The 20,020-nt window shown below is 34.1% G+C and carries 16 protein-coding genes; 3 read left to right on the forward strand and 13 right to left on the reverse strand.

All coding sequences use genetic code 11. The features are described 5' to 3' along the window. Positions 1-119: 119 nt before the first annotated feature. From C7P63_RS08445 to C7P63_RS08505, 13 genes are all read right to left on the reverse strand, one after another. Positions 120-839 (reverse strand): GntR family transcriptional regulator, LSA1692 subfamily, encoded by a 720-nt coding sequence (locus C7P63_RS08445; RefSeq protein ID WP_125943719.1) that lies wholly within the window; start codon positions 837-839, stop codon positions 120-122. A gap of 121 nt (positions 840-960) precedes the next feature. Next, positions 961-2,325: an APC family permease gene (locus tag C7P63_RS08450; protein ID WP_125943720.1), complete on the reverse strand. Its 1,365-nt coding sequence runs from the start codon at positions 2,323-2,325 to the stop codon at positions 961-963. A 177-nt stretch (positions 2,326-2,502) separates the two neighbouring features. Beyond that, on the reverse strand, positions 2,503-3,048 hold the full coding sequence (locus C7P63_RS08455; protein WP_125943721.1) for a TIGR01440 family protein: 546 nt from the start codon (positions 3,046-3,048) through the stop codon (positions 2,503-2,505). 12 nt (positions 3,049-3,060) lie between these two features. Further along, the gene (locus C7P63_RS08460; RefSeq protein ID WP_125943722.1) at positions 3,061-3,543 is read right to left on the reverse strand and encodes an ECF transporter S component; all 483 of its coding nucleotides are present in this window, start codon (positions 3,541-3,543) and stop codon (positions 3,061-3,063) included. Further along, positions 3,540-4,343, reverse strand: a complete 804-nt coding sequence (locus C7P63_RS08465; protein WP_165863806.1) for a hydroxymethylpyrimidine/phosphomethylpyrimidine kinase — start codon at positions 4,341-4,343, stop codon at positions 3,540-3,542. Before C7P63_RS08465 ends, C7P63_RS08460 begins: the two co-directional genes overlap by 4 nt. Before the next feature lie 138 nt (positions 4,344-4,481). After that, positions 4,482-5,858, reverse strand: coding sequence for a glycoside hydrolase family 1 protein (locus C7P63_RS08470; protein ID WP_125943724.1), 1,377 nt, complete (start codon positions 5,856-5,858; stop codon positions 4,482-4,484). 151 nt (positions 5,859-6,009) lie between these two features. Continuing rightward, positions 6,010-6,954, reverse strand: a complete 945-nt coding sequence (locus C7P63_RS08475) for a DUF7916 family protein (protein WP_125943725.1) — start codon at positions 6,952-6,954, stop codon at positions 6,010-6,012. Positions 6,955-6,959: 5 nt separating this feature from the next. Further along, positions 6,960-9,248, reverse strand: coding sequence for a helix-turn-helix domain-containing protein (locus C7P63_RS08480; protein ID WP_125943726.1), 2,289 nt, complete (start codon positions 9,246-9,248; stop codon positions 6,960-6,962). Further along, the gene (locus tag C7P63_RS08485) at positions 9,241-9,891 is read right to left on the reverse strand and encodes a YesL family protein (RefSeq protein WP_125943727.1); all 651 of its coding nucleotides are present in this window, start codon (positions 9,889-9,891) and stop codon (positions 9,241-9,243) included. The genes C7P63_RS08480 and C7P63_RS08485 overlap by 8 nt, the downstream gene beginning before the upstream one ends. Positions 9,892-10,013: 122 nt before the next feature. Next, complete coding sequence (locus tag C7P63_RS08490; RefSeq protein ID WP_125943728.1) at positions 10,014-11,657, reverse strand: extracellular solute-binding protein; 1,644 nt, start codon at positions 11,655-11,657, stop codon at positions 10,014-10,016. A gap of 18 nt (positions 11,658-11,675) precedes the next feature. Further along, positions 11,676-12,590 carry a carbohydrate ABC transporter permease gene (locus tag C7P63_RS08495; protein WP_125943729.1) on the reverse strand — a complete coding sequence of 305 codons (915 nt, stop codon included), beginning with the start codon at positions 12,588-12,590 and terminating at the stop codon, positions 11,676-11,678. Positions 12,591-12,604: 14 nt separating this feature from the next. Then, positions 12,605-13,579, reverse strand: a complete 975-nt coding sequence (locus C7P63_RS08500) for an ABC transporter permease (RefSeq protein WP_125943730.1) — start codon at positions 13,577-13,579, stop codon at positions 12,605-12,607. Between the two features lie 106 nt (positions 13,580-13,685). Then, positions 13,686-15,044, reverse strand: coding sequence for an alpha-L-fucosidase (locus C7P63_RS08505; protein ID WP_125943731.1), 1,359 nt, complete (start codon positions 15,042-15,044; stop codon positions 13,686-13,688). A 169-nt stretch (positions 15,045-15,213) separates the two neighbouring features. Between C7P63_RS08505 and C7P63_RS08510 the strand changes: the two genes are divergently transcribed. The 3 genes from C7P63_RS08510 (at position 15,214) to C7P63_RS08520 (ending at position 19,972) form a co-directional block, all read left to right on the forward strand. Continuing rightward, positions 15,214-17,097, forward strand: coding sequence for a beta-N-acetylhexosaminidase (locus C7P63_RS08510; protein ID WP_125943732.1), 1,884 nt, complete (start codon positions 15,214-15,216; stop codon positions 17,095-17,097). Positions 17,098-17,109: 12 nt separating this feature from the next. After that, a complete protein-coding gene (locus tag C7P63_RS08515) occupies positions 17,110-17,595 on the forward strand; it encodes a hypothetical protein (RefSeq protein ID WP_125943733.1) in 486 nt (161 codons plus the stop codon). 181 nt (positions 17,596-17,776) lie between these two features. After that, entirely contained in the window at positions 17,777-19,972 is a 2,196-nt protein-coding gene (locus C7P63_RS08520) for a GH92 family glycosyl hydrolase (protein WP_125943734.1), read from the forward strand. The last annotated feature ends 48 nt before the right edge of the window (positions 19,973-20,020 follow it).

Raw genomic sequence — 20,020 nt, forward strand, 5'->3', positions numbered from 1 at the left:
TTATTGAGAATGATTTTCATTCCCGGTTATTAGTTTAAATAATTTAGGATAAAAATGCAAGCATTGTTAAAAAATAAAAAACACTAAACCACCTCAGTAATGAGATGATTTAGTGTTTTTTAATGACTATTCCTATACAATATATTTTTAAACGTATACTTATCTCCTCGGTAATACGATTCATCGTACATAATTGGCACACTAGTAATAGAATAGACCACCGAATTTACTTTTAATAAGGCACTTCCCGTCGACACTGTTAATCGTTCCGCTAATTCATCAGTCGCTAGTAACGCTTCTATTTCTTGATTAGAGTAAGCAATCGAGATGTTTTCTTCAATTTGATCAAACAAAGAATGGCTAGCACTTTCTTCAGATATATTCCGCATGAAACATTCTTTTATGTACAGATTTTCCATAGTCATCGGTTCATTATCCAAAGACCTGATTCGGATAATATGATAGACATAATCTCCATAATTCAATTCTAATTCTTTGGCTATATGATTAGGAATGTTTGCTTTTTTTTCAAATAAAACAACTTGGGTATCGGGGGCTTTTCCTTGTTCTTTTGCTACTTCAGTAAACCCTTGTAATCCTTTACTACCACTTTGAATTTTTTCTTGAGGTAAAATATAGGTTCCTTTTCCTTTTTGTTTAATCAAAACATTTCGCTTAATAAGTTCTGAAATAGCGCGTCTCACTGTTAAACGACTGACTTGAAACTCTTCAGCTAAATCATATTCAGAGGGCAATTTTTGCGAACTAACATATACACCATCTTGTACTCTTTGATAAATTGCTTGGGCAACTTGTTCAAATAATTTCTCTTGAGTCATAGTACCTCTCCTTCTACAAATCTATACCAAACAGTATATACAATATTATATAAAATAGATAGACATTCCTCTTAAAAAAGAAGCCTATTTTCTACAACTAAATAGGCTTCTTGCTATCAAATTAATGTTTAATCTTTTGCAATGACTGACTCGCTAGCAATTGATTTTTTTTCGTATAGATGGCATAAACTGGTAAACCTAGCAGTAAAACGGCTAAGCCAATTAATGCGTTAGAAGGCTGAGCTAAAAGTGTACTAATAACTACATAACTTCCGCCAACAATCGCTAACATCGGAATAAACGGATACAAAGGTACTCGGTAAACCCGTTTCAAATCAGGCTCTTTCCTTCTAAGAATTAAAACACCGATAAACGTTAACGTATTAAAAATCCATGCTACAAAAATAGCAATATCTGTTAACATGTCATATTTACCTGTTAAACAGTAAATACAAGCTACTACACTAACATACCAAATTGCATTAGCTGGAACACCAGATTTATTTACCTTTTGTAAATGTTTTGCCATAGGAATGCAATTAGTCTTCGCTAACGTATAGGTTGATCTAGCTCCTGTAAACACATAGCCATTAAGGGTCCCGTAAACAACCACTAAAATACCCATCGCTACAATTTTTCCACCACTATTACCAAAGATTTTCATAGCGACTTGAGTTGCAGGAGTTTCTGTTAACATTAATTCATTGGCTGGAAGTACCCACATATAAGCGATATTCATCAAAATAAACACCATAGATGCAATACTAATCCCCATAATTAAAGCTTTCGGTAAATCTTTTCCCGGTTCTTTCATCTCTCCAGCAATTTGTCCTACTCCCATCCAACCATCAAACGCAAATAAACAAGCTAATAAAGCAATGGAAAAAGCATTAAACGGTTGAATATCTGGCGCTATAATTGGACTGGCTATCGAATGTCCTGTTCCTTTAGAAAAACTAACTATCATAATAACTAAAATAGGCACAAATTTACCTAATGTAATAATCGTTTGAAAGTAGCCACTTAGCTTAGCACTTAACGTATTCATAAAGGCTACAAACAAAATGGCTGCTATCGAGATAGTTAGCTTCATCCATTTCATATCTTCTGAAAACCCTAATAAATAAGTTGCCTGAACACCAAAAATAACTGCAGAAGCTGCCACTAAACCAACTTGATATAACAAGGAATCTGTCCAACCTGCTAAAAAACCTAGTTTCTTTCCGTAGACTTTCGTAACATAAGTCACCATGCCACCTGTTTCTGGCACAATTGTCGCTATTTCTGAAACAGTTAAAGCTCCAGCCATAGTTAATATTCCTGCTACAATCCATGCTATCATCCCTAAACCAGGTGCTCCACCAGTAGCCTTAAATATGGCATAAGGTTTAAAGAAAATACCAGAGCCAATCACAATCCCTAAAATAGTCATTAATGCTGTTGTAAATCCTAGAGTTCTTGGTAAGCTTTTCTGTTTTTCTTCCATAATCTTCCCCTTTTTTAAAAACGCTTACATGTTTATAACCTTCAACATGTGCACCTCAATACTAGTATTATAAAATAATCTACTGTAAACTGCACGTTTTTTTTATGATAGCAAATGTTTTTTAATAAAAAAAATTAGCTAGCCTAATCGCTAACTAATTTTTTATTCATTTTATTATTATTTATAAACTGCACGTTCGCCGCCAATTAATTTTGGTCTAGAGGTTAACGCTGTTACATGAGCTCCTCCTAACTCTTTTAGAACAGGTCGAATAGGAACTTGTACGTGCTTAATGTGCATACCAATTGAAGTATCTCCAATATCTATACCAGCTTTAGCTGTAATGTGTTCAATTTCAATAGGATCTGTCATTTGTTCGTAAGCTGCTACCGCACATGAACCTCCTGCATGCAGAGCTGGAACAACATTGACTTGTTCAAAATGATGAGTAACCGCAACTTGTTTTTCAATAGTCAATGCTCGGTTAATATGTTCACAACCTTGAACAGCTAAATGTATGCCTTTTTCATCTAGTATGTGTTTTAACACCCTAATAATTGTTTCACCAATTTCTTTACTAGAATTTTGACCAATAGTTCCGCCTGCTACTTCACTACTACTACATCCTAACACAAAGATCTCTCCTGATTGAATACCGGATTTTTCTAAAACATCCGTCACAATCTCAGTTAAATCTGTTTCTAATTGTTTCATTGAAATCATGTTACTTCCTCCTTATTGTTTGATAGCCTGACGTTGTGCTAATAAACGGCTCACTACTACTGATAATAGACCACCTATCAGGTTTTGCCAAATATTACCAATAATAGAAGCAACTCCTGCTCCTACTCCGTATAACAAAGATGTGGCAAAAAAATAGCCAACGATCATCACACCTGCACTAATGATTAAAGAAAGAAACAGTCCTCTCTTTTTTAGACGACCGGCTACATACCCTTGTAGACCATGAATGATCACGGAAAAAATAATCCACTGAGGATAACCTAGCAATAAATCTAATAGCCCACCGCTGATTCCTCCAACAAATCCACCTGTTACTGAACCAAATAAAATAGCACTTGTATAAATCCCTACTTCTAATAAGTTAATATAACCTTTTGTTAAAGGGACAGGGATAACAAATAACATAGCTAAACCAACTGACAAAGCTGAAATAACTGCAATTCTAGTTATCATTAAGGTTTTATTTGTTTTCATGAACGATTCGCTCCTTGCCAAACATTGCCTATTTGTTGATAAAAAGGTTGGCCTCCTTGGATACTTTGATGAACAAACTCTTTAGCATCTTTAATTGCTACTGCTGGTGTTGCTTCTTGAGCTAACCGAGCAGTTATGGCTGAAGCAAACGTACAACCAGCTCCATTAATTCTATTAGTTGTCAATTTAGGTAGTCTAAAAAATTGAAAATGTTGTCCATCATAATATAAATCTACTGCTTCTTCTCCTGCCATACGTGTACCACCTTTAATCACAACATGTTGAACTCCTAGTTGCCAAATTTTTTCAGCCGCTTCCTTCATCTCTGACTCACTAGTTAACGGAGGCATCTCAGCTAGTAAAGAAGCTTCCAATAAATTGGGAGTGGTTAAAAAAGTATGGGGTAAAATTTCTTGTTGATAAAAAGAAACAATATCTGTTTGTCCTTTTAGGTAGCTACCTGTTTCTTTAAAAGAAAAAACTGGATCGATAATAAATTGTTGATTAGGATGTTCTTGAATAAATTGACTAAACCAAGTCACGTTTTCTAGTGATCCTAACATGCCCACTTTTATATAAGGTAAATTAACTGAAGAATCTAGCAATGTCTGTAACTGCTTATCCAATACTTCAGTTGGAATAGGATAGATATCAACTTCTTTTTCATGCTGAATCGTCACAATACAAGTTACTGCACTATAACCAAATAGTTCGTATTCTTGAAAGGTACGTAAATCTGCTTCAAATCCACCGCCACCTGTGGAATCTGAACCTGCAATTGTTAAAATATGTTTAACCAAAACAATCCCTCCTTCTCTCATTCAGTTTACAAAATAACTGACTGAAACAAAAGAGCCAATTGAGTGGATTTTTTACCATCCATTTGTTAAAAAAGATCTTTCCTAGCAAAATAGGAAAGACCTTTTTAATACATCAATTTAAAATCCATTCTGTGAACTAATCTTTTTAAACCAAAAACTGCTTAGTTTAGGTTTCCGAATAAACTGATTATCTAAATCAACTTGATAAAAACCATACCGATTTTTATACCCATTAAGCCATGACCAACAATCAATAAATGTCCACACATGATAACCAAAACAATGGCTACCTTCAGCAATAGCTTGATGTAAATACTCTAAATGTTCTTTAACAAATGCAATCCGGTACTGATCTTGAATAACCTGATTCTTAGTAAATTTTTCTTCCCCTTCTACTCCCATGCCATTTTCTGAAACATACCAGGGAATATTGTCATACTCCTGTTGAATTCTTTTAGCTAAATCATACATACCTGCAGGATAAATCTCCCATCCTCGGTGAGGATTTATCCGTTTTTCTGGCCAATTATAGCCTCGGGCAAAATAGCCTGGTGATTTAGCAGGAAATACTTGATTTTTTGGTGCTTGAACCCGTAAAGGTTGGTAGTAATTCACCCCTAAAAAATCAATCTTATACTGTCTGATTAATTCTTTATCACCAGCATTTGTTTTAGGTGTTAATCCATGTTCCTGTAAAACATTTTTTAACTCAAGGGGAATTTCTCCTTTTACAACTGGATCTAAAAAGCTACGGGTATAAAATAAGTCTGCATAAAACTGAGCCTGTTGATCTTCTGGGTTCTGACTTTTAGCATAAATTGGCGATAAATTTAAAATAATACCAATTTTCCCTTTAGAAATTCCAACTTGTCTAAAGGCTTGAACAGCTTTGACATGAGCCATTAACGTGTGATAGCCTACTTGAATTGCGCGTTTAAAATCAATCACTTTAGGATAATGGGCCTCTCCTAAATAGCCACATTCGATGTGAACCATCGGCTCATTAAAAGTAGTCCAGTCTTTAACCAAATCGCCAAATTGTTCAAAAGCAGTTTGGGCATAAAAAGCAAAAGCATCAACTGCTTCACGCATCTCCCAACCACCTTTTTCCATTAACCACCAAGGCATATCAAAGTGAAACAGATTAATAATAGGCTTAATTCCTGCTTGAAGCATCTCTGTAAAATAATTTCTATAAAAAGAAACTGCTTTGGTATTAAGAGTTTGTCCATCTGGCAATAATCTAGTCCAGGCAATCGATGTTCTATAGGAATTTAATCCCATCTCTTTCATTAACCGAACATCTTCTTTATAAAGGTAATACGTGTTAGATGTATCTTTTGGTCCTATTTGATTAAAAAATTGCTGTGGTTCTAGTTCATACCACTTGTCCCAAGTCGAAGGACTTTTTCCATCTATCAACGCTGCCCCTTCTGTTTGAGGTGCTGAGGCTGCTGCTCCCCAAAGAAAAGACTCTGGAAATATTTTTTCCATATCAGATTCCTCATTTCTTCTGCTTTTTGTTACTTCCACTATATTAAGAGAGCGTATTCTGTGCAATATGTATTTCTTTTTCACTAGTCAAAAAAAGAAACGAATAAAAAATTAGCTCTTTACTCGTTTCTTCTTATTATTTTTTAGTATATTAGCGGTTAATAGAACGAGCCATCCGGTTAATCGTATGACGCATTCCACGAATAGCTACAGACATTTCATAAATATTTTCAACCGGTGCCACTCCTCCAGCTCCTGCATCCCCAATATGTTGAATGTCTACACCACACATTTTGTTTTGAATCGCAATTTGACGAATAGTTTCTCTTGATGAGGTTTCTTGACTAGTGCCAATAGCTGACATCGTTAATAGATCATTTTGTTTAGCAATTTTAACAGCTTCAATCATATCTTGTTCAGTAAAACCTGGAACTGTTCCTACAGCAGGAAGTAATAATACATCTGCTCCTGCTTTAGCAAAAATTTCGACTGATTCTTTCGTCGCAACTGGTTCATCTACCCCTGAACTATGCATTTTTCCAGCTATAATCAAACCTGAAAAATTGTCTTTTGCTACCTTAATTGCCTCACCAATTTGCTGATTAGTTACACCTGTGCCAGGATTTCCTGTCAAACAAATAAAATCAACTCCCAATTTATCTGCTTGTTGGAAAGTTTCTTTTGAACTAATTCGGCCTTGGTTAATGCCAACACGCTCACTCATTAAATCTGCCTCTAAAGAAATTGGCTCTAAATTAATCCCAACTGGACGACCGATTAATTCTTTTAACTGAGCAATAGGATTTTCTTGGTTTTCTTCTGGATGTTCCCAAAAATTCATCGCTTTAGATAAACTCATACCTGGTAAGCCTAAAATGACTGGATTAAAACAATCAAATAAATTTAACAAAATCAAGTCAGCACCAAAGGCACTAGCTAATTCTCCATTAGTTAACTCGCCATCTGCTGGAGGTTGTACACAAACATTTTCGCTAGCTATGACACGTCCTTCACTTGCTCGAATAGATTCTTTTAATTCTGCTCCGTTCATTTGTCCTAATTCACTAAAGTTAGCACTAATTAATCTTTTTACCATGTTAATCACCCTTCTTCGTATCGTTGTAACAATCGATATTGCCCTGGTGTTACACCGACCAGTGTTTTAAATTTTCGTGTATAGTTGGATACGTCATAATACCCAGAAGATTGTATAATATCTTTAATAGGTAAATCAGTTTCGACTAAAGCCTCTTTTATTCGTTCTAATCGTAATTGTTGCACATATTTTGAAAAAGTCAAACCGCTTTCTTTTTTTATAAATCGACTTAAATATGAAATAGATACATCTAAATGCTCTGCTAAACTATCTAGTGATAGATCGTGAGAAGCATAGTATTGATCAATATAGGTGAAAATTTCTTCTTTTAATGCAGATTCTTGATTTTTAGGCTTGTTAGAAACGACTAAACAAATTTTTTCGACTAAGGTTACCAATCTCCTTCTTAAATCTTCCATTGATTGAAACTCAGCTTGTTGTTCTCCTTCTATGAAAAAATCGTCTCCACATAAATCCATTCCTGTTTTTAGTACCGTATTTAATAGGTAATACCCATATAACCGTAAACCATTCACACTTTGTTGATACTTAATTCCGTATTGAATTAAATGATTGATACTTTCTCTGGCAATATGTAGATCTCCTTGATTTAAACTTTGAACTAACTTTAATTGTTCGTTGGTTGGATAATTAAACTGCTGAGTGTAGCCTTGTTGATCTAAATCAGTATAAAATATAATTTCTTCAGCCTGACCATGCATGGCCTGATAATCTAAAACTGCTAATGCTTCAATGTAAGAGCGGTTAATTTCTGTTAATTCAGTCACTGGATTCCCTACACAGATATTAGGAATAATGGATTGTTCTTTTTCCATGTAAGTCAGTATCTCTTGAATAATTTTTACCATCTGCACAGGTACAACAGGTTTATTAGTACTGACTAATAAAGCTATAGCTGGTGAAGTTAGTAATTCTGTACCATAAGCTCGGTAACTAGTACCTTCCAATTCGCTTAAAACTTCCATTAAAAAGGCTTGGTTCTGAATAGTCACTTTTTTGTTCATCATGTGCGTGTCTATTAAAATAACAAAAAAGATTTCTTCATAAAATTGAATGGCTACCGATTCTAACAAAATATCTAGTTGTTTTGTATGATTCAGCTTTCCGTTTAGTAACCGTCTTAAAACCTGTTCTCTTGCATAGGGAGTTTGACGTTTAATTTCTTCTAAAAGCTGTTGGTTTTGTTCAAAAAATTGAGATAATTGTTGTTCAATTCGGTCAAAATCATCTAAAGAATCTGTTTCTTGCACTGCTCCCATTTGTTGTTGAATCGCTGCTTCTAATTGTTGAATAGGTTTATAATGTCTTCGACCTAAATAAGTTGCTACTATGGTACCTATCACAAACACAATTAGCAAACCTAACATCATCCAGTAATGCATTTTTTTTATAGGATGATATGCTTGTTTAGCATCCATTAGTGTAATATATGTTAAACCATATAGTTTATTTTGAGCTCTGCTAACTAAATATTTTTGTTTATTCAACGTTATTTTATCTCGCTTAGAAATATCCATCAGCTGTTGAGATTTTAGCGGATGTGTTGTTAGCAGTGAATCATTAACATTAGCAAGGATTTTTCCTTCTTTATTTACAATAAAAACATTGCCATTTTGGTGCTCTATTAAAGGAGTTAGTTTTTTCTGTATACCTTGTAAGTTTAACTTATACATAACAGAGCCATAGTTAGTCCCTTCTGAATTAACTAACGGCACATAATAAACTAAAAAACCAAGCTCTTCCATTGGAGAAGGGGAATTTTTTTTATAAATAGGAGAAATCTTTGGTACCTGTTGGTGCAAGTCTTGTTTAATACTCTCCAACGGAATATTGTAATTACTGTATCGCTGACGAGCAAAGGTATCTAAACTTAAATAACCTACTGATGAATAAAACTGATTGGGGGTATTATAAAAATAAAGATAAACATCATCAACTAACTGACTATTTAGTTTATAACGTACTAACTCTTCTTTCGCCTCTTTTGAATAATAACTGTGATTTACCATGTAACTAGAAAGTTTATAATCTTGTGAAATTTGAGCAGCTAAATTTTCCAATTGACTCAACTGATTTACCCAAGAATTGTCTACTTGCAACAAATAACTATCCATTGTGGCATCAATTTGCTGGGAAATACTTTTCAAAGAGGTCCGATACCAAATAGTAGAAACGAGCAAAAAAGGAATCAAAAAAATCAAAAAATAAGAATAGACATATTTAGACATGAATGTTTTAGCATGATTGTTCAGATATGTTTTAATCTTATTCATTGGATAAATGTTTCCTTTCACTTCTCAGTATTCCTTGCTTTGAAAACCAAAGAATCACTCCCGTAACCATAGGAATGCTTGCTATAAATAAAAGGATGGGACACGCTGTCCAAATAATGCCTAACAAGGATAAAGCGATTACAATTGCTATTGTTTCAACGGGACTAGCTAGAAAAAGCAGGAAAGCTTGTTTAAGATATTGTTGGGTAGTTAACTGATACCGAGCTATTACAGGGAAAATAAATAAACAAACCCCTAAATAACCAATAAAAAAAACAAGTAGCAACATATGTAGCATAACAGATTGGATATAGATACTAGAAACTTTTAAATCAATAACTAGAAATAGACCTAACACAGTTAAAATATATCCTACTTGATTACTTTCTTTAAAGGTTTCTTGATAATAATGTTTAAATTTTTGTCTCAATTCTTTTGCTGTTAAATCTTCCTTAAAGTTTTGATGAACTAATCTAAAACTAGTAGTTATTGACGGAAATAGACCTAATAATAAACAACCTTTTAATGTATAGCAAACAGTTAACAATTGAAGCCACAATGCTTTTATGATAAAACTTCCTAGCCGGTAACTTCCCTTAACAAATCCTGTTGTATTATCTATTATAATCTCCTCCTTTTTCATTCTACGAGGTTTAATTTAACAAAGAAATTGATACAGTGCAATAGCTTTTTTATAAATAACGAGTATTATTTAAATAGCAGAAATAGTAAGAGGTCTTAGCCTCTTACTATTCAAGTCATTAATTATTCAGATTTTTCCCAACGATCATAAGCACTTTGATACGTTTTAACGTATTTTTTAACTCCCATAGATTCTATGGTTTTAACATATTTATCCCAATTTTCTATAGGTTCTACTCCTGTAATGAATTTAGCTTCCATTTGTTCTACATAAGTTTCTAAATCCGTTTTAATATCTCTCACTTGTTCTGTTTCTTCATTTGTTAAGTATAAAAGTGGGAAAGGTACTTTCGCATACTTAGTAATTTTATTTTCAGTTTCACTTGCAATAAAATCATTGAAAGCTGTGTAAGGTTCTTCATTAGCATCTTTTTTAATAATGTCTTTTGTTTCAAGTGGGTAACCTAAAGTTGGGACTGTTAAACCATAGTTCGGTGTAATTTTTCCACGCTCATCTTCCGTATTAGTTAAATCAATACCTTCTGCATAAACTCTAACTTTTTCTCCCTTATCGTTTTCTTTCCACTCCCATAAAGAACCTTCTGGACCATTACTTAAATAGTCTGCTCCTTCTTTAGAATAGAAGTAATCTGCCCAACGAAGAATAGCATCTGGTGAAGGACACGTTTTAGTAATCGTCATTGTTTCACGAACCATTCGAGGACTACCTGGTACCACTGTTTCTTTAGACCATTTAGAACTTAAAGGTTGGAACATTGGATCATCTAAAGCTGTTTTTTCATCTTTACCTGTTGTGAAATAAGAAAACCAATCTGGAAATACTCCTACTTGATTGTTTTGACCTTTTGCTTTTCTTTGTTCATCAGATTGACCATATACTTCTTGATCTAATAATTTTTCACTATATAATTTATTCATAAATTCTAAATAAGCTTTATAGTTTTCAGAAATTGGGGTATAGGTTACTTTGCCATCATCTTCTTGAATACCTAGAGTTCTCATTCCAAAACCAGCCATTAGCCAAGGACGAGTGCTTTCCATTTTAACATCTGTTAGTGGAACTTCATCTGCTTTACCATTACCATTTGGATCCTCTTCTTTAAATCGTTTCATTAGTGCGTAAAACTCATCTGTTGTTTTAGGTAATTCTGTTACTCCTAAAGCTTTTAACCAATCCCCTCTGTACCACATTGGTCCTCTTGGCCAAATAGCTGTATCTCCTCTTGAAATCATTGGAAGAGAATAAATATGTCCATCTGGTGTAGTAATTGATTTTCTAATCGATGGATCTTCCTCCATAGCCTTAGTTAAATTAGGCATATTTTTTTCAATTTTATCTTCAATTGCAACCAAAATTCCTTGGGATCCATAATCCATCTCCATAGAAGGCGTTAAATCATTTGAGCTAGTTGCAAAAATAACATCTGGTAAATCTCCACTTGCTAATGCTAAGTTCAATTTAGTTGAAAAGTCACTAGTTGGTGGCGTAGTAAATTTAAAGTTAATGCCTGTTTTTTTCGCATAATCTTTGAAAAATGCCATATCTTTCCACTCAGCTAAACCAGTACTAGGTCCCATCATTTTCATTGTCACTTCATCTTTTACAATAGGAAAACCTTTTTCTGTTAACTCTATTTTGCTTTCTTTACCTCCATCAGCACTTTTGTTATTGCCACCACATGCTGTTAGGAATAGGCCACAAACTAATAAACCAATTGCTAACTTTGTTCCGTTCTTTGTCTTCATCTTTCTTTTTCTCCCCTTTTAACCTTTTAATGAACCAACCATCATACCTTTTACAAAATACTTTTGTAAAAATGGATAGATGATAATTACCGGTAATGTTGACACAATCATGACACCATACTTGATGACCTGAACTAGCTGCTGTTTACTAAATAACATTGCTGCCATGTCCTGAGTCATATTGCCATTAATGGAGTTAGATGACATGTCTTGTAGCACTAATATTTCTCTTAATACCATTTGAAGCGGATACATTGTTTTATCTGACAAGTAAATTAAAGCACTGAAGAAACTATTCCAATGACCAACACCATAAAACAAAGCCATAACAGCTATAATTGGAGTTGAAAGTGGTAGGATAATTTTAAAGAACAACATAAAATCATTACATCCATCAATAATCGCGGCTTCTTCCATCTCTCTTGGAATGGTAGATTGAAAAAATGTTCGAGTCACAACAATGTTATAAATAGAAGCTGCTCCTGGTAGTACAAGAGCCCAAACTGTGTTTAACATATGAAGATTTTTGATTAATAAATAGCTAGGAATCAACCCTCCACCTATAAACATGGTTACTAACATAAAAGATGTAATAAATTTATGGCCATAAAAATCAGACCGAGATAAAGCATAAGCACAAGGTAATGTCACTGCTAAATTAATACTTGTTCCTAATACCGTATAAAAAATAGTGTTTAAATATCCTCGCCAAATACTGTCATTATTTAAAATAGTTTTGTAACCTTCAAACGTTAATCCTTTTGGAAATAAAAACATTTGTCCAGAATTAACCGCATTAGGATCACTAATTGATGCACTTACTATATATATCAGCGGATATAAAACAATAACTAAGGCTAACAGTAAAAACACATAATTAAATTTCATAAATAATTTATCAAGTGGTGTATCTTTAATTAATCGATTATTCATACCTTTCTCCTTTCTTAAAACAAGCTAGACTCGCCTATTTTAGACGCAATTTTATTGACACTAATTAATAAAATAGCATTGATCACTGAGTTGAATAACCCAACTGCTGTCGCATAACTGTACTGTGCGTCCAATAAACCTTGTTGATAAACAAACGTCGAAATAACGTTAGACGCTTCTAAGTTTAAAGGGTTTTGCATTAACAAAATTTTCTCATAACCTACTGACATAATTGAACCAACACTCATAATTAATAAAATCACCATAGTTGGACGAATGGTTGGTAAATTAATATGCCAAATTCTTTGTAATCTAGAAGCCCCGTCTACAACTGCTGCTTCATGTAGCTGGGTATCTACTCCAGAGAGAGCCGCTAGATAAATCACAGAACTCCAGCCAGTTCCTTGCCAAACACCTGACAAAACATAAACAGTTTTAAACCACTTAGGATCGGTCATAAAAGCAATTCTATCAAAGCCCATAAATTCTAATAAATGATTAATCATACCTGTTGATGGAGATAAGAAAGAAATAACCATCCCTACCATAACTACAACTGAGATAAAATTAGGTGCATAAGTGACAGTCTGTGTAAATTTCTTAAAAGGACCATCTTTAATCTCATTTAAAGCTAACGCTAAAATAATAGGTAGAGGAAATCCTACAATTAGTGAGTAAACACTAATTCCTAATGTATTTTTTAATAGGTCCGCAAAGTAATAAGAATCAAAAAAACGTTGAAAATGTTTAAATCCTACCCATGGACTACCCCAAATACCTAAAGCAGGGACATAATCTTTAAATGCAATCACAATTCCGTACATAGGAATATAAGAAAAAATTAAAAAGATTAGAAAAGCTGGTAAAACAAACCAATATAGTTGCCGACTGGCCTGAACTTTTTTGATCCATCCTTTTTGATTGTTACTTGTTCTGGCCTTTAAATTGATTTCGTTGTGTATGACTGGTTGACTTTTTAATACAGTCATGTTTAATTCCTCCTTTCAAATCACCGTTGTAAGCATTTACAATTTAACTTTTTTTCAAATGGTAAACAATGTGTAAAATTTGTTTTCTTTGATAAACATTGATATATCAAGCTTTTTCTAATACCAAAACAGGATATACGTCTTGGAAAAATTCTTTAGGTATAGAAATTGCCTTTGAAGATTGATCTAGTTCCTCACTTAATAATTTTGTTTCAGATAAGGTATACACTTTTGAAATAGACTGAGTAACGGCTAAATCTTTTAAATCTAAAACTTCAGAATAGTTCTTTGGTTCACCGGTATAAATTAAATAAATAAAAGAATCATTTTGAGTAAGTTTCCAGTCTATTTTTTCTTGGATTGGAAATACTGGTCGAGTTTTATAAATAGCCTCTTGATTGATTAAAAGCCACTGGCCTAAATATCTCATAATCTCTTTTTCTTCTTTTGTTAAAGTACCATCTGGTTTAGGTCCTACACCTAAAATCAAGTTTCCCCCTTTAGACACTACATCAATCACAGTTTCTAACACTTCTTTTGGCTGTTTAAAAGTATCAGTAGGAACATATCCCCAGTCATTACCAAGCGGAATATTACTTTCCCATGCCTTACTAGGTAGTTGATCTTTAGTAGGTATTTTTCTTTCTGGAGTGACATAATTTTCATGTCTACCTCCCATCATTCTATCTACAACGATTAACTCTGGTTGCTTTTCTCTTAACTTTTCTATTAATACATCCATCTGTAAATCTTCTTGACCTTGACCACACCAACCTGCATCTAACCACAATAAATCAATCTTTCCGTAATCCGTCATTAATTCTTCTAATTGATTATGAACAAAGTTAACATACTCTAGCCAAATCTCAGGATTAGCTTGTGTATCATAACTAGCATGTCTGCCTTTTTTTGTTTCATCAGGCAACCAATAACAAGGATGATGCCAATCTGCTTTAGAATAATAAACGCCTACTGCTAAACCTTCTTGTCTAAATGCGTCAAAAACTTCCTTAACAAGATTACGTTTAGGATGAGTCGAAAAAGGAGAACGCGGAGAGGTAATCTTATAATCACTAAACTGTGTATCAAATAAATTAAACCCATCATGATGTTTCGTCGTTAAAATCAAATACTTAAATCCTGCTTCTCGGCAATCTTTTGCCCATTGTTCAGGATTAAATTGCGTAGGATTAAACTCGGTAATTAATTCCCAGTAGTCCCGTTGCAACACTTTAATATCTTCTCTAAAAGCTACCGGTTCTCTAGCCCACTCATCTTTTTCTGATAACTGCCAAGACTCAACAATTCCTGCCTCAGCGTACAAACCCCAGTGCATAATAACTCCTAATTTTAAATCTTGAAACCATTCTAATCTTTTAGCTAGCATCTTTGACTCTTGATACTGGTTAGACAATGCTTGTTGATTTCCTTTAGCTATTTCAATATCTCCTCTAATTTCCATCATAATGCCTCCTTTATTTTTCTTAAATCTAATCAAAACTTCTCTAAGATACAATATGTGAATCTTTTTCTCTATGTCATTCTTGTTTAGCTATGTGAGTTTTATTTTCCTCTTGATGTACTCCCTTCCTTTGTTTTAAAGTAGAGATACAACAAATCGGGAGGTCCTTTAAATGAAAGCCCTTAACTTAATAGGCGATACAAATTTTTTAATGACTGGCTTAAACTATCTACAAAATAAATTTTCCTTTACGATCCATTCTAGTGGTACACCTGTTTACGTTCATCATAGACCAGGTCCTTTAGAAGTGATACAAAACGACCAAGCTTATACCCTTTATTATGAAGAAACAGCTCATTTTTTTAGAGCGTTTACCATGATACTGACTCATGATAATTCTGAACCTTTTCACTTAATAGAGCATCCTCAATTTCAAGAAATTGGCCCAATGATTGACCTTTCTAGAAATGCAGTGTTACATCTAGCTAAGTTTAAAGAAATTTTACTCACTTGTGCCACTCTAGGCTTAAATACTTGCATGCTGTATATGGAAGACACCTATACCATTCCAGAATATCCTTACTTTGGTTATATGAGAGGTAGATATACTCAGGAAGAACTTTCTTCCCTAGATGATTTTGCCTATCACTTAGGAATTGAGTTAATTCCTGCTATTCAAGTACTAGGCCACTTAAAAAATCCATTAAAATGGAATTTTGCTCAGGATATAAAAGATACTGAAGACATTTTATTAGTCGATGAACCAGCTACCTATCAGTTTTTATCAGCAGCTATTACCGCAGCCAGTCAACCTTTTAGAAGTCAGAAAATTCATATCGGCATGGATGAAGCGCATCAATTAGGTTTAGGGAATTTTTTGAAAAAAAATGGCGTGGAAAATCGGTTTGACATTATGAACCGCCACTTACACAAGGTGAAACAAATAACAGACACCTTGCAGTTAGACGTTCAAATGTGGAGTGATATGTTTTTCCGTTTAGGCTCAAAAACAGGTGATTATTATGATCTAAAGGCAGATATTCCCAAAGAAACAATTGAAAATATGCCAGATGTTTCCTTAGTTTATTGGGATTACTATCATCATGATCAACAAGCCTATCATCAGTTGATTAATATCCACCGAAGTCTGAAAAAACCAGTGATTTTTGCTGGAGGAATTTGGCTTTGGAATGGTATTGCTCCTAACTACGGAAAAACAATCGATGCTACTCAAAAAGCTTTAGCTGCTTGTAAAGAAACAGGCATCCAAACTGTTTATGCCACTCTTTGGCAAGATGATGGTGGCGAAACTCCATTTGATACTTGTTTACTAGGATTACAGTTATTTGCTGAACATCAGTTCTATCCAGAAGTATCCTTAGCCCATTTAGGAAAACAATTGAAGCAAATGCAGCAAGAAGATATCCACAGTTACTTGTTACTGGATTTATTTGACCGAACTCCTGGAACAGATTCAATCAACTCACATGCTTCTCATGCCAGTAAATTAGCTCTTTACCAAGATCCATTATTAGGTCTATATGATATTAATTTAAATCGTCATCCTTTGAAAAAACACTATCAAGACTTGTATCAACAATTGAAACAAACACCTACCACGAAAAAAACAGAATTATTGTTTCAGTTTTATCAACAGTTGGCTTTATTTCTTAGTCAAAAAATAGATTTAGGCTTACAAATTAGACAAGCTTATCAACATAAAAACACTCAAGAGATGGAGGAACTATTAGTACTCATCAAACAGTTACAAGAAGACACCCAAGAATTACATTCTCTTCACCGAGAGCTTTGGTTAGGACAAAATAAAGTATTCGGTTGGGAAATTTTAGATATTCGTTACGGAGGAATTTTAGCTCGCTTAGATTCCGCCTATCTCCGGTTAACCGCCTGGGTGAGTCACCCTCAGTTAGTTCTAGAGGAATTAGAGGAAACGTTATTACCATTTGACGGGCCATATGTTATGCCAGATGAAGGAATAATTGGTAGAAACTTGTATCAAGGTATTATCAGCCCAAGTAAATTATCAGATGTCTAGGAGGAATTAATAATGAGAAGAAAAATCAGTTTACTGTTAGCACTTCTGTTGCTTTTGTTTATGGGAGCTGGTTATCTAAAAGAGGCTACAGATATTGCAGAAGCTAGCAACAAACAAGTGAGTCCAACAGGTAACATAACCGATAAAAAAGAAGCGCAAAAAACTTTACAGCTTTTAGTCGAAAATTTAGATGCTGCTAGTCAAAAAGATGTTAACCGATATGTTGACACTTTAGTCACATCCGCTCAAACTTCTACTGCTAAAGAAATGACCGTGTTTTTTAAAACATATACACTAGAACATCGGCTTTTGTCTTTCCAAGTAGTAAAACAAGAAACAGATCATATGTTAGTAAAAACAAAACAACAAACCCTTAACCGAGGAACCTCTCAATATAAAGATCACATAACCCATGCTAATCACACCTTTGTTAAAGAGAATAACAAATGGAAAATTGAAGAAACAATTATGACTCAAACAGAATTTATCAATCCTTAACAAGTAGTAACCTGATAATAGGTTACTACTTGTTTTTTTGAAACAGACTAGGTATTTTTATCAGACTATGTTTTCTTTTGTTTAGTCAATCTCTACTTTATAAAAACGGTTTCTTGTGCTATCTTAATGATATATCATTAATAAAATAAAAAGAATAAGATATATCTTTAGGAGGTAATAGATGATTAACTTAATCGATACACGACACGGAACTGCTAATCAGCATAGCTATTCAAATGGTAACTGTTTGCCTTATACAGGTGTTCCTTTTGGCATGAACTTTTTTGCTCCTCAAACAACCAATACTCACGGTAGTTGGTGGTTTCATCCAGAAGACCGAACTTTTCAGGGGTTTCGTTTAACTCACCAACCTAGTCCTTGGATGGGAGATTTTTCTTCACTGTTAATGCTACCAATCATAGGAACGCCAAATTCTAATGAACTTTTCCATCTACAAAGCTCTTACCGACCTGAAGAGGCTATTTTTTCTCCTCACCATTTAAAAATTAAATCTTTAAGATATCAAATTACAAGTGAACTAACTCCCTCTACTTATGGAGCTCATTTACTTATTCAATATCCTACTCTTAAAGACGCAGGTTTGGTTATAAAAGCTGACGGTCCTAGTAAGTGGCAATTATCAGAAAACGAGAAAACCTTAACTGGTTATATCAGTAATGCTTCCGGTTGTGAAGATCCTGAATTAAAGATGTATGTAGCCTATCATTTTTCACAACCGGTTCATCACTGGCAAGACTTACACAATAACTTAGAACCTATTAAGGGTAACATTTGGCAAGGACAGGACCCTACTCTACATCTATCTTTTGATTTAGGTGAGCCTACCTTATCCATAATTATGGCTACTTCTTTTATCTCAGAACAACAAGTTCACTTAAATTTATCACGAGAATTACCCTTATCTTTTAAAGACACTTTAAATCAAGCAAAAGAAGCTTGGGAACATTATCTTAGTAAAATCACAGTGACAGACAAAGACGCCCAAAAAGTTCAACTATTTTATCAGATGATGTATCGCTGTTTTTTATTTCCTCAAAAATGGTATGAACTAGATCAACAAGAAAAACCAATTCACTATGACACTTTATCTCGGAAAATAACATCAGGTTTCTATTATACTAACAATGGCTTTTGGGATACTTATAAAACAGTTTATCCTCTCTACTCTCTTATTGCACAAGAAGAATACGGAGAAATGTTAGAAGGCTTTTTAAATGCTTATCGTCATGCTGGTTACTTACCAAAATGGTTATCTCCAGACGAAAGAGGATTAATGCCTGGCACACTGATTGATGCAGTCATTGCAGATGCTGCCATGAAAGATATTCGGCTAGATTTAATGCCAGAGTTTTTAGAAGCTATGTTAAAAAGTGCTACTACCCAAAGTGAAAATGACCGATATGGACGACAAGGAACCCTAGATTATCTAACATATGGTTATGTTCCAAGTGATTATCATGAAAGTGTTAACCATACCCAAGACTATGCTTATAGTGACTTTTGTATTGCTCAAGTTGCCCAAATACTAGGAAAAACAGAGATAGCTAATAGTTACTGGCAGCAATCCTTAAATTACCGACAATTAGTTGATCCAACAACTGGTCTTATGCGGCCTAAAGATAGACAAGGGCAATGGATTGAACCTTTTAATCCTATTAGTTGGGGCAGACATTATGCAGAAGGTAGTAGCTATCAAAATAGTTACGCTGTTTTTCATGACATGAACGGTTTAATTAACAGTCATGGTGGCGCTCAAAACTTTTTAAGTCATATAACAGAACTGTGTAACACAGAACCTCTTTTTGATGTCAGTGGTTACGGATTTGAAATTCATGAAATGAGCGAAATGGCTGCCATTGACTTTGGACAAGTTGCTATTTCTAATCAACCAAGTTTCCATCTACCTTATTTATTTCATTATGTTAAACAACCTTGGACTAGCCAACATCTGTTGAAAGAGTTAATGTCTCGGGCCTTTCATTTAGGTTTTGCTGGTTATCCAGGTGATGAAGATAATGGCAGTATGAGTGCTTGGTACTTATTTAATAGTCTAGGCTTTTATCCTGTTACACCAGGTAGCGGAGAATATACTTTAGGCATTCCCTTATTTGATGAAGTAACCATTCAGCTATCTTCTGGTAAAAGTTTACACATTCAAACTAATCACAATGCTCCTCAGTATCACTATGTTACTTCTTTACAAATTAATGACCAACCTTATACAGGTTTAGCTATTCCTCATCATCTCTTAATGGCCGGTGGAAATCTTACGTTTAATTTAGGCTTAGTTCCTCCGTGTAAGACGATTTCATCAGAGGATTTACCCTATTCATTAACTTCAGAAACTATTTTTTAATTCATAAGCCAACAGCTTAAATTCGACTATCGAATTTAAGCTGTTCAT

The sequence above is a fragment of the Vagococcus humatus genome (genome assembly GCF_003950325.1).
In the GTDB taxonomy this organism is placed as follows: Bacteria; Bacillota; Bacilli; order Lactobacillales; family Vagococcaceae; genus Vagococcus_C; species Vagococcus_C humatus.